Source organism: Corallococcus sp. AB045 (assembly GCF_003668895.1).
Classification (GTDB): domain Bacteria; phylum Myxococcota; class Myxococcia; order Myxococcales; family Myxococcaceae; genus Corallococcus; species Corallococcus coralloides.
The window spans coordinates 1-12024 of sequence record NZ_RAWN01000248.1 but is presented as its reverse complement, the minus strand read 5'-3'; the positions used below and the strand labels follow the sequence as shown (position 1 = coordinate 12024).

The 12024-nt window shown below is 71.0% G+C and carries 10 protein-coding genes and 1 pseudogene; all 11 read right to left on the bottom strand.

Features of this window, described 5'->3' with window-relative positions; all coding sequences use genetic code 11:
* Positions 1-670: pseudogene (locus tag D7Y21_RS36510) on the bottom strand (hypothetical protein); the annotation flags it as partial.
* Positions 667-3447: a phage tail protein gene (locus D7Y21_RS36505; protein ID WP_121718150.1), complete on the bottom strand. Its 2781-nt coding sequence runs from the start codon at positions 3445-3447 to the stop codon at positions 667-669. The pseudogene D7Y21_RS36510 and the gene D7Y21_RS36505, both read right to left, overlap by 4 nt.
* Positions 3447-5756, bottom strand: a complete 2310-nt coding sequence (locus D7Y21_RS36500; RefSeq protein ID WP_121718149.1) for a baseplate J/gp47 family protein — start codon at positions 5754-5756, stop codon at positions 3447-3449. Before D7Y21_RS36500 ends, D7Y21_RS36505 begins: the two co-directional genes overlap by 1 nt.
* Positions 5757-5766: 10 nt before the next feature.
* Positions 5767-6093 (bottom strand): GPW/gp25 family protein, encoded by a 327-nt coding sequence (locus D7Y21_RS36495; protein ID WP_233612425.1) that lies wholly within the window; start codon positions 6091-6093, stop codon positions 5767-5769.
* 71 nt (positions 6094-6164) lie between these two features.
* Complete coding sequence (locus D7Y21_RS36490) at positions 6165-7655, bottom strand: hypothetical protein (RefSeq protein WP_121718148.1); 1491 nt, start codon at positions 7653-7655, stop codon at positions 6165-6167.
* Positions 7655-8371: a phage baseplate assembly protein V gene (locus tag D7Y21_RS36485; RefSeq protein WP_121718147.1), complete on the bottom strand. Its 717-nt coding sequence runs from the start codon at positions 8369-8371 to the stop codon at positions 7655-7657. Before D7Y21_RS36485 ends, D7Y21_RS36490 begins: the two co-directional genes overlap by 1 nt.
* A gap of 9 nt (positions 8372-8380) precedes the next feature.
* Complete coding sequence (locus tag D7Y21_RS36480) at positions 8381-9454, bottom strand: phage late control D family protein (protein ID WP_121718146.1); 1074 nt, start codon at positions 9452-9454, stop codon at positions 8381-8383.
* A gap of 2 nt (positions 9455-9456) precedes the next feature.
* Positions 9457-9630, bottom strand: a complete 174-nt coding sequence (locus D7Y21_RS42045; protein WP_158627405.1) for a hypothetical protein — start codon at positions 9628-9630, stop codon at positions 9457-9459.
* A 14-nt stretch (positions 9631-9644) separates the two neighbouring features.
* Positions 9645-10403: a peptidoglycan-binding protein gene (locus D7Y21_RS36475; RefSeq protein ID WP_121718145.1), complete on the bottom strand. Its 759-nt coding sequence runs from the start codon at positions 10401-10403 to the stop codon at positions 9645-9647.
* A gap of 3 nt (positions 10404-10406) precedes the next feature.
* Positions 10407-10892, bottom strand: a complete 486-nt coding sequence (locus tag D7Y21_RS36470) for a phage tail protein (RefSeq protein ID WP_121718144.1) — start codon at positions 10890-10892, stop codon at positions 10407-10409.
* Between the two features lie 3 nt (positions 10893-10895).
* On the bottom strand, positions 10896-12024 hold a 1129-nt coding region (locus tag D7Y21_RS36465), incomplete at its 5' end, for a hypothetical protein (protein WP_233612424.1).

The following is a 12024-nucleotide window of genomic DNA, read 5'->3' as shown; positions in this document are numbered from 1 at the left end:
GCTCTCCGTCCACCGGAGGGGCGGGCTTTGCCGCGTCTCGCAGTGCCTTCAGGAAGTCCTTCAGCGGGAGCGAGGTGCCAGGCGTGGGCGACACCTGGACGTGGGCGCGCAGCCAGCGCACCAGGTCCCGCAGGGCATCCTCCTCGAACTGCCTGGGCGGCTCGAAGCTCAGCTCCAGCTTGAAGCTGTCGGCGATGCGGGAGTCCTTCATCGAGTCGCTCTCGGAGCGACAGGGCTCGCCCGGAATGGGCACGGGGTCCGTGGTGCAGGCGTCGTAGCCGAGGACGACGTACACCTTGAGCGGCGTGCCTTCTGGCGATCCCGAGAGCCGATCCGTCACTTCCTGGGTGCGTGTCCTCAGCCAGTCGTCGAGGGTCGCGCACTGGGCGGGCGCCACCCGCAGGAGCTGGCCGCGCGGGCTCACCGCCACACCCTGGGAGACCCGGACCTCCGGGCCGCGCGTGCCCAGGCCCGTCGTCACCGCCAGGCCCCAGACGGTCCCGTAGCCCAGCAGGTCCCTCGCCAGCCAGCGATCCCGCTCGGAGAGGTAGGCGAACTCCTGGGTGAAGTCGTCCACGCCCAGGACCATGCCGAGCTCGTAGTTGACGTGCTTGGTCGGGTCCATCGGGGCGCGCCGAGCGGCCGTGGAGACTGCGCCGAAGGTGCTCATCGGAGATCACTCCTGTGGGTCGGAATGCTCGCGAGCCGGTCTCTCCCGAGGATGTGCCGGTCGGCGACATCCTGCGGGTGGCCCGCGGCCAGATAGGATTCGGACAGGTGCCCGCGCCCGAGCACCATCGCCAGCATCAGCTCTGGCGCGCGGCTTCCGAGCGTGACGAGCGTGTCCACGCCCAGGCGTGCGTCGCCCACCCGGACCAGGGTCCAGTAGAACTTCACGTCGAAGACGGTGTGCGCCGGCTTCTCCAACTCCACCAGGCGCCTCGCCTGTTCCCTGCGCGTGAGGTGCTGCTCCGCGGTCTGCCCCCCAGGCACGGGCAGCACCACGCTGAAGCGATGGGCCGCGCGCAGCAGGGGGAGCACCACGCTGGAGAACTGGTACCAGTCCACCAGGGCAGCCCCATCCCCGGGCAGCGTGGATGGCAGCGATACCTGGGAGAGGTCCGCGTAGCCCGTGCCCCAGGCGCCATTCAGCTCGCCCATGCGGCGGTAGCGCCGGGCGAGGAACTGCCGCCACTGCTTTTCGTTCTCGGGGCTGGAGGCGGGGACGAAGCCCAGCACCGTCCGGCTGAAGGTGTTCCACACCTCCGCGGCGCCCGCGTCCTCGGGCGCCTGCAGGGGGAAGCGCTGGGGCTCCGGGGAGAGCCCGGCCTCCGCCAGGGCCTTCCGGTAGCGCTCGGTGAGGGACGCGCCGCCCTGGGAGGGCTCCCAGCGTGTTCGCACCACCACCGCGCGGATGCCGCTCGTACTGGCCTGGGGTCGCGGCACCGCCGCGACCTGCACCGCGCGGAAGTGCTCGACGATGCGGATGGGCGAGCCCAGCGGCTCCTTCTCCTGGAAGATGGACTCGTCCGGGCAGTCGTCGAGCGCCAGCCGGAGCGCCATGCGCAGGCCGCGCGGCGTGCCACGCCATTGGAAGAAGTCCACCGCGTGGCGGAGCAGCAACCGCCGCCGGGGCTCGTCCCAGGCGGGGTCCAGCACCAGGCCGAACCATCCCGCCAGCCAGTCCAGCGTCTCGGCCGGGGCGGTGCGCGCATCGAAGAGCACCTGCGCCGCGGCGATGCGGTCTTCCAGGGTGGTGAAGAAGCCTTCCATGTTGGCGAGGAAGCGCTCCAGGAAGCTGGCCGCGTCCGGCTCCTGCCGGTAGATGGCGGGCAGGTAGCGCTCGGCGTACGAGAAGCGCGGGTAGTACGCGCGCAGGGCCTGGACGCGCGGGGTAGCGTTGCCGGGACCGCGCAGGGTGAGCTCGACCTGCAGGTGCCGGCCGCGGGCGCGCTGGAAGAGGAGCTCCCAGGTGCCGCGGTGCTCACCGGAGGGTGGGGGCACCCAGGGCAGCTCCGAGCCATCCGAGCGCAGGTAATTGAACCCGGGCTCCGGGTTCCACGGCGCGAGCTCCACCTTCGCGAACTCGTTGGCCGTGCGGCTGCGCACCTGCACGGAGGAGCCCGGGGGCATGCAGGCATCGAGGAACAGGCGATGCCAGACGCAGTCGGGCGTGCGTCCGTCGAAGATGGGCGTGAGGAGGACGGCCTCCGTCTCGTAGCGCGGGCGGCGCTGGGGCACGAGGGGAATGAAGCCGTCGGGGAAGTCGTAGAAGAGCCGCCCCTGCCCGGTCACCAGCGCCTTGCCGCCGAAGAGGCGCATCGGGAAGTAGTCGGTGCTCTGCGTGAGGAGGAGCTGTCCGGGGGCCGCCTTCTTCTCCTCGACGAGGAAGGAGAACGTCTGGTTGCCTTCCGCGGAGACGACGTAGAGCCGTCCCAGGATCTGGCTTGTCGCCTCCGGGCTGGAGCCGTCGCTCCCTGCCGGGAGGAAGGCGAAGTCGTGGCCCACGAGGACGAGGGGGACGGGGTTCCCCTGGAGGACACCGTCCTTGTACAGCAGCACGCGGCTGTCCGTGCCGCCGCGGTCGAGGACGAGCACACGTCCGTCCGCCAGCGCCTCGATGGCGATGGGACCGGGTGCCGGGCTCGGTGACGCCGCCTCCAGTGAGACGCCCTGGGGAAAGGTCCGGGCCAGCGTCTTCCGGAGGAAGCGCTTGTCGGTGGGTTGGAAGGTCTCCTCCCGCTCTTCCTCCAGGACGAGGTCCGCGCCGGACGGCAGTGCGTGGAAGCCCGCGTCCAGCCGCCAGTAGCGGCGGTGGTCCTGATCGAGCACGAGCACTCCGCCATCGGGCGTGGCCGCGAGGTCGAAGGGGACGGCCACTCCGGGTGGCCAGAGGATGCGCAGGGGGGGCCCGCCAGCGTGCAGGTCGAACACCAGCAGCCCGGCCGGCTCGACGGAGCCCACCACGAGGTAGTGGTGGGAGGTGACGGCCAGCCCGCCGAGGAGCGGAGGCGCGGGTGGCGCGGGTGGTTGCACCGGCCCGAAGCCACCTTCCTGGGACGGCCCCGCCGAGGGGAGCTCCTCCGGCCAGAAGAGGCTGACCGTTCCCGAGCCGCTCGACTGCACCCGCAACGAGCGCCGGTCGTCCCCAATCCAATAGGTGTTGCCGTACCGGTCACGCCCGGCGCCGCGGCGGGCCTCGAGCCCGGGCGCGACATCTCGTGGCGCGGCGAGGAAGTGGAACAGCTTGGGTTGGAGGGTGAGCTCCGCGGCCTCGGCGTCCCAGGCCAGTCGGGGCGGGCTCGGTGGGTCTTCCTTCTTCTCGATGCGGCTCCAGATATCTCCCAGCCGGGGACGCGTCGTCCCTGGCGGAGCGTCCACCTGGAGGCAGCGCGCCCAGTCGTCGCGCCCGAGCAGCAACTGGAAGCGGGTGCCGTTGGCGTCCATTACCGGCACTCCTCGGGGACGATGGGGACCGGGATGAAGGGACGCTCGGCGACAGGGGCGCTGGTGCCCCGCAGCTCCTCCAGCGGGGGGGCTTCACCCACTCCTACGGAGACGCCGGCCACGCGCGGGAGCTGCAGGCCGTCCATGGGGATGGAGTCCAGCTCGCCGCCGCCGCTCGGGGCCAGGCGCACCTTCGTCACCCACGCCACGCCCGGGACGCGGCTGGCCACCGCCACCAACTCCAGCGCGACCACGGCCTTGCGCAGCGGCCAGCCCCGGCTCGCGGTGGAGTGCTGCGGGGTGGCGGCGAGCGACACCTCGTCCTCGAGCAGCTCCACGTCCGGAGGGGGCAGGGGCGACAGGAAGTCCAGCAGCGCCTGCTTCACCTTCTCGCGCACGGTGGCGGCAGACATCCCGGCCACCACGTCGATGCCCAGGGTCACCCAGATGTCCTTGTAGACCGGCCGCAGGATGAAGAGCTCGGTGGTGACGAGCCGGCGGGGCGCGAGCCAGCAGGAGATGGCCTCCAGGAAGTGGTCCGGCCCGGAAGCCGGGGGAGGCTCCGGCTCGTTCCTGGGGATGACCAGGAGGGTGACGGCTCCCGGGGCATTGCCGGGCGTGTCGGAGGGCAGGAGCGGGTGGAAGGCGGGGAGGACCTCCACGCGGCCCACTGCCACGCCAGGCGTGCGCAGCGTGAGCGTCTCGAAGTCGCGGGCGCTCACCAGCCTGTCCTGGTTCTGGAGATGGCGGGTGATCTGCTTCTCTCCCTCGCGCGTCGTCTCCGCGTCCGAGCCCCCCCAGGTGGGCAGCGGGTTGGTGACCTTGAAGCCCGCCGGCAGCGAGGGCCCGCTGGTGATGGCATCCGGTCCCAGGTTGCCGGCGCTGCCAAGACCGTGGTCGTAGTCCACCCGCAGCTCCGCCCCCAACGGTGGCCGGGCCCCGCGCAGGCCATCGCCGAAGCGGAGGAGCCCCGCCTCCGCATCCACCGTGAACACCTTCACCCGCGGGTTGCGCGGAGGGGTGGTTCCCGTGGGCAGGCGCGGACCCCTCACTGCCACCTCCGGGCCCGCGCTCATCAGGTCGTCTGTCTCGCTCCACGGCTCGGGCTGGCCGTTGGGCGGCGCGACGGAGAGCCGCACCGTGCCCGGGAGCACCGGCGCCCGCGAGAGCTTCTTCTCCTGATCCGGCTCGCCGTTGCCCGGGGGCAGCACCTCGTTGAGCACCTGGGCGCGCTGGAGCACCTCGGCGGTGTTGAGGCCCACCCAGAGCAACTTCAGCCGGGCCGGCGCCGGGCTGGTGATGCGCAGCCAGGTGAGGACGCGCTGCTCCAGCACCTCGTTGTCGAGCGCGGGCGGGAAGTCCAGCGTGCCCGCCTCCAGCGGATCCAGGTTCGTCCACAGCTCCAGCTCCTCGCGAGAGGAGGGCAGGGGGATGTCGGCCACGGCGGGCCCGGTGGGCACCTCGAGGGAGGTGAGCGACCGGTAGCTCGCGTTGCGCTGGCCCGGGCGCCCCGGGAGCTCTCCGCGCGGGGGCAGGCTGGGAAGCTGGAACTGGAGCACCGCCGGCTGTCCGCCCGGGGCCGAGCCGCTTCCCGGGGACACGCTCCTGCCCTCCTCGTCCACCACCGGGACGAGGCCCAGGCTGAGGGTCTTCCCGAGCAGCGCCTCGCGTGCCTCCCCGCGCTTGTGCTCCCAGTCCTCTCCCGCCCGGGGCCGATCCGCTTCGCGGAGCATCAGGGCCACCCACAGCGTTCGATCAATCGCCTCCGCGCCCAGGTCCACCGGCTCGGTCCCCCGCGGAGAGAAGGGCGTGGTGGCGTACAGCCGCAGGTCGGCGGCAGGGGGCGTGGCGTTGAAGGACGCGTAGAGCTCGGTGTAGTGGGCGAGCACCTGCGCATCCGGTGTGACCTGCTTCTTGTAGAAGACCTGGGCGTCGATGGGCAGCACGTCCAGCCCGCGCGTGGTGCGGAAGGGCACCTGGCCGGCGCGCACCTCCACGCCGGCATTGAGGGTGAAGACCTGACGCGGGCCGCGCTCGTTGGTGAAGGTGACGAGCCCCCGGGCGGGGGTGGCCGGCTGCAGCGGGATGCCCAGCAGCGAGAGGAACTTCTTGCGGTTGCGCTCCGGGATCTGGTTGGCGCGGAAGAGGAGGTTCTCGGTGAGGAAGGCGAAGAGCTCGACCAGGGTGATGCCCGGGTCGCTCTTGTTGAAGTTGGTCCACTCGGGGTTGTGGACCGGGATGCGGGCCAGGGCCTCGTCGAGCAGGTCCTGGTAGCGGCGGTCGTCCAGGTTGGGAAGGGTCAGTGACATGGCGGCCTCCTCATCCGACGAGCGTCACGGTCAGGCTGACCCGCTCGCGCGCCTGGGTGGCGACGAGCCGGTAGGTGATGGTGGCGGTGGCGGTGCACGAGTCGGCCGGGTCCTCGTCGACGATGACGGACTCCACCGTGATGCGGGGCTCCCATTGGGCCAGCTCGCGGGTGATGCGCTCGGCGATGCGGTGACGCGTGGTGGCGGTGTTCGGCTCGAAGAGGAACTGGCCGAGGCTCCCGCCGAACTCGGGCGAAAAGAGGCGCTCGCGCCGCTCCGTCGTGAGGATGACCTGGATGGACTCGCGCACGTTGCGCTCGCCCTCGGACCATTGCATGCGGCCGTCGGGCCCGACCCTCGGGGGGAAGCTGATGCCTCGCCCCAGCAGCTTTCCGGTATCCATGGCGTTCACGTCGCTTTCACCGTGGGCAGGCAGCGCTTCAGGAAGGGCATCCACCAGAAGACGATGTTGAGGAGGCTGATGAAGATCATCAGGAGCATGAAGGCGCAGAGCGTGATGATCGGGATGGAGAACGAGCAGATCTCCCCGAGTTCGATGGGGGTTTCCTCGGGGAGCTTCTTGTCCATCACAGCCTTCAGCTCACCCACGCGAGACATCTGCCTGCGCAGCTTCGCGGACAGGACGAAGCTGACGTTCTTCTTGAACTTGCGCAGCCCGGCGATGCTGGTGTCCACGGGCAGGGTGATCTGCACCGGCCGGGCGGGAGCATCCGGCTCGAAGAAGGCCGCGAGGGTGAAGCTCACCGTGGGCTCACTGATGACGGGCGGCTGGAGGGCCCCGCAGCGTGGCCGCTGGTAGACGCAGCGGATGACGTACCGGCTCTCTCCGGGCCGCTCCAGCCTGGCCACCTCTCCGGAGGGCTGGGTGGGGGCGCGGGGACTCGCCGCCAGCGCCTGGGCGAGCTGCGTCCGCAGCGTGGCTGCCGGAAGGGTGCTGAAGCGCAGGTTGGTGCCGAGCGAGCCCCGCTGGCCGGAGGAGATGGGCTCGCGCTCCTTCCATGCGGTGCTCAGCGCCTCGCGCCAGGTGGGCGCGGAGTTGCTGCCTGCGCGGTGGCTCGCCAGCGTGTCGTAGAGCGCCCTCGCGGGCGAGGCGCCCGGCGGTGGGACGCCCGTGTCGAGCGCGGCCCAGAGCGAAGGGAGGGTCTCCTGGAGAAAGGTGGCCAGGTCCAGCAAGAGGAAGCGTGACGCGTCCTGCTCCGGCTCCGTCTCGGCCTGGGTGCTGGGGATGGCCTGGAGGAACGCGTAGGGCTCCACCACCTGCTCCAGGGCCCGGCGCTCCAGCGGGTTGCCCTCGGCATCCGCGGGGGCGAAGGAGCCCGCGGACTGAAAGGTCTCGTGGCTCGACGTGGGAACGAAGCCCGCCAGCAGCCGGCGGCGGCGGCCTTCCACGGTGAAGTTCACCGGGAACATGGGGAAGAGCTCCTCGTCCGTGGCGAGCTGCTTCTCCGCCCCGCGGGAGCGGGAGACCCAGAGGTGCCGCTGCCTCGTGGCGTCCTGGGGATCGGGAACCCAGGCCTGCTCGGCGCCACTCGGGTCGAGGCGGCGGAGCACGAAGGCGATGCGCTCGCTCCGCGTGGCATCGACGACATGGTCGGGCAGTCCGGCCAGCCGGCAGACGAGGCTCGCCGACACCAGGTAGAAGCGCCCGTGCGCCGGTTGGAAGAGCTTGAGTGGCCGGGCCAGGTCGGGGCTGGGCACGAGCGCGGAGAGATCCGGCCCGGGGAGCGCCTGCAGCCGGGTGGCGAGCTCCTCCATGAAGCGGTCCGACTCGAAGCACAGGAGCTGGGGCGCCCGCATCCGCGGCGGCTCACTGCTCGCCGTGCTCCACAGCGGCGAGGCGGTCACCCACTGGACCTGATGGGGAAGGAGCCCGGCCATCACCAGATGTTCCCCGCGCCGGGCGTGTACGAGGTGCTGACCACGCTGTTGGTGATGACGGTGTCCGCCTGCACCACGCCGCTGAACTTCGACATGCCGGCGTTCACCGTGAGCATGCTGACGGAGAGCTCCGCCGTGCTCGCCGTCACCGTCACCTTCGCGGAACTGGTGAGGGTGATGCCGCTGGCCTCCATCTTCAGGGAGTTGCCGTTGGCGTCGTGGGCTTCGATGGAGGCGGGCCCGTCCTTGAGCGTCACCTTCTGGCCGGCGGGCGTCTCCAGGATGAGCGTCTCCTGGCCGTCCGTATCGTCGAGGGTGAGCTTCACCCCGTTGCGTGAGCAGATGACCTTGCGCGCGTTCTTCCCGGCGCCATCCATGCTCTCCGGTGGGCGATCTCCTCCATTCCAGAGTGCGCCCACCACGAAGGGGCGGCGGGGGTCGCCGGCCTCGAAGCCCACCAGGACCTCGTCGTTGAAATCCGGGACGAACCAGGTGCCGCGGTTGTTGCCGCCCATGAGGGTGGCCAGCCGGGCCCAGGCCTCGTAGCGCGCGCCGCCGGAGTCCGGGGCCCAGGGGAGCGTCACCTTCACGCGGCCCTGGTTGTCCGGATCCTTCACGTCGCTGACGAGGGCCGGATAGAGGCCGTAGAAGCGCCCGCCGAGCCCCTCCGGCACCCGCTCATCAATGATGGTCTCGAAGGCAGTCCTGTCGTACATGCCGGCCCCCTACTCCTTGCCCAGCCCCGGACGCTCGCCCACGAACTCGGTGCGCAGGCCGCGCGCGCCGTCGAAGCTCACCGTCACGTCCGTCAGGTAGTACTTGCCGCTGAAGAGCTGCCCCAGCCCTCGCAGCTCCACGCGCGCTCCGGCCCGCAGCCGGGGGGTGGGCTCCGCGATGCCACGGCCCACCAGGAAGCGCCGTGCGGAGAGCCGGAAGAAGGTCTCCGCGCGGGCACGGGCCTCGTCACTGTTGAGGGGAACGGTGTGGACGAGCACCTCCTTGCGCTCGCCCAGGGCGGAGCCGAGGACGCTCGCACCGCTGAGTCCGCCGTCCAACTCGGCGCCGAGCACCGAGTCCGTGGCCACGTGCTTCAGCGCTTCCTTTCCCCGCACGTCCCAGCCGCCCACCATCACTTCGCTGCGCTGCCCGGCCAGATCCGCGAGGACGCTGAACTCGCGCAGCTCGTTGTGGTAGCCCAGCACGAGCGGCGTGCCCGCGCGCTTCTCGTGCGCCTGCGCATGCAGGGTGGAGCCCACCACCCACAGCTCCGCGTCGAGCGTCCGGCAGCGCTCGCGCAGGAAGGCCAGGTCGCTCTGGTTCACCTGGGCGAGCACCTTGTAGGTGGGGCCCCTCACGTCCACCTGCGCGGTGAGACCATGCCGGCGGGCCACCTCCTCGATGACGGCCGCGTCGCTGAGGCCCTCGTACGTCTGGGTCCGCCGGGTCATCCGCAGCTCTTGCAGCCGGTCCTCGGCGAGCACCGTCAGCTCCGGGGGACTGGCTTCGGGGAAGCGGGCCTCGAGCGCGGTGATGCGGCCGTCGAAGAGCACCGTCTGGCCAAGCCGCACCTGGAAGGGCTTGCCGAAGTCGAGCATCCGCCGATCGAAGTAGAGGAAGCTGGTGCCGCCCCCGGAGGGACCCCAGTTGCCGAACGTCGCTTCGCACCGGTACAGGCCCTGGGTGTTCTCCGCGATGCGGAGCAGGAGCAGCCCGCCCGTGAGCGTGGGTTGCGCCTGTCCATCCACATGGAAGGTGGGGCGGGACGTCTTGAGTTGGCTGGAGTCGGTTCCGTCGGCCATGGCTAGTACACGCGCACGCGGCGCTGGCGCTCCAACTCGCGGTGGAAGAGAAGGGCGAACTCCGCTGCTTTTTCAGGCGCGGAGGGGGGAGTGCCGCCGGGCTCGGGCTGGGCGGCGGGCCGTGGCACGGGGGCTGTTTCGGGGACGACTTCGAACTCATTGATGACGACGGCCATGGTCCGCTCCTCGGTCAGCCTTCATTGAAGGTGAAGCCCGCCTGCGCCCCGGTTCCCAGTCCCACTCCCGCCTTCAGGTCGAGGAGCCGTCCTGGCTGGAGCAGTCGCGGGTTCTCGATGCCGTTGGCGCTGGCGATGGCGCGCCAGTCCGCGCCATCGCCCTCCGCGGACGCCAGGCCCTGCAGCGTGGCGCCGGCGGACGCCTGGACCATCGGCACGGTGCCCGGAGGCATGCCGCTCGGCGTCCGCGCACTCCCGGGAGTGCCCTTGACGGCACGGAAGGAGAAGACGGTGACCTTCTGCTGCGTGAGGGTGAAGGACACGCTCGCCCGGAGCGGCTTTCCCTCGGGGGAGAAGAACTCGAGCGACTCCTCCAACGACTCCATGACGCCGTCGAACTCGAAGGTGCCCCAGAGGAAGCGGACGGCGGGAGGAATGAAGTCCTCCCCCACCTTCTTGGGGGTGATGAAGAAGGCGACCTTCTGGGTCAGCTTGCGGACGTCATCCAGCTTCGCGTCGACGTGCTCCGGATGGGTGACGTCGAACCAGAGCTGGACGGCGAGCTTGGTGGTGCCGGCGCCCACGTACTGCCGGCCCGGCGTGCCGCGCTGGTCTCCGGTGCCGGAGGGCGTGGGCACCTGATTGGCGAAGCTGACCTTCAGCGTCTCCGGATTGAACTGCACCTGGGTCCAGGTGCCGCGCTCGATTTCCTCCGTGAATTTGGCGTTGAGCTGGCGCAGCTCGGCCTTGGCCAGGGGAGTGGGCTCGGGCATGGCTCAGACACCTCCGGGAATGCGCTTGCGGGTGAGCGACTCGTAGGCGAGCTGCAACTCCTCGATGGCCACCGCCCCATCCCTGGCATTGAGGGCCGGCGCCTTGAGCTTCACCGGCAGGCAGCGCGACAGGATGAAGCGCGCGCGCTCCACCTGCCCCGGCCCCGGAGCGAACACCACCACCTCTGCGTTGGCGCGCAGCCGGGGCCGCAGCTGCACGGCCTCGAACCAGTCCCACAGGTCGAAGCTGGCGGTCATCCCCCGCTTGAGCGTGAGCTGCCCGAAGCCGAGCGGACCCGTGAGGCGGATCTGCCGGCCGTTGTTGCCGCCCTCGCGAATCGTCTTCACGTCCATCGTCATCTCCAGGCCGTCGCATTCGGAGAAGGCGGCGCTGCACGCCTTCTGGCTGACGTCCCGGATGTCGATCTCCACCGCGAAGGCGAACGCGGTGAACGGGGCGATGGTGGTCTCGTCCTGGGGCGTGGACATGGCCTAGCGTGCCTCCGTGACGAGCCCGTGCTCACCGCTCTGGACGAGCCGCACGTTCAGGAAGGTGAGGGGCGTGGACGGTGCCACCTTGATGTCCACGAAGAAGCGGCCCTGATCCATCTGGGCGGGTGTGTTGAGCGCGTCCCCCGTCACCACCTGGAAGGCGCCCTCGCGCGTCTTCCCGGCGAAGGCGCCCCGGGTGAAGAGCTCTCCGAGCAGCGCCTCGAAGCCGCGCTGCACCCGCCGGTGGAAGCTGGGCTCGTTGGGCTCGAAGACATAATCCGCTCCCAGCCGGAGCACCGCCCGCCGCAGCAGGGAGAGCAGCCGCCGCACGGAGATGGGTTGCACCCCCGGCTCCAGCGCGAGCGTGTCCGCGGACAGGGTGAGGAAGGCCCGAGGCTCCTGGCGCACCACGTTCACCCGTGCCTCCTGGAGGTCCAACCACCGCTCCCGGGCGAGCGGCGGCGTGAGCGCCACCACGCCGCGCCAGGGCTCGTTGGCCGGGGCCACCCACGCACCGCGCTCCATCGCTCGCCGTGCCAGCACGCCGCACGCCGTCCCGTCCGGAGGCATGCGGCGCGGCGGCGGGGGCTGGCCTTCCTCGGAGACGAGGAGCCACGGGTGATAGAGGGCGCCGTAGCTCAGGGCGTGCTCCTCCGCGAAGCCCAGGGCCTGGACGCCCTCGGTCGCCCTGGCCAGCGGGGACTGGAGCTGCACCGCGTGCGCCAGCGCATCGTCCTCGAGGTAGTGCTCGGGGAGGGACAGCACGGCCAGCAGGTCCCCGCGCGCGCACGCCATGCGCAGCAGGGCCCGGTGCACCGCCAGCAGCGGCCCGGCCGAGAACGAGGACTTCAGCCGCCAGCTCACGGGGGGCGTCACGGTGACGGCCACGCCCGTCGCCGGCGGACCGGCGGCACCGGCTTGTTCGGCGTGCACGCGGTAGTAGCGGATGCCGGCGGGGAGGCCATAGATGGTGCGTTGGATGTCCCGGCCCCGGTACGCCTCCCAGGCATCGACGAAGTCCGGCCGGGTGGCCTCCTCCATCACATAGGTCACGTCCGTCCCGGGCACCTGTGCCCAGCTCAGGGTGAAGACCTGCTCGGCCGCGGGGTGGGTGGGCCTGGCCACCAGG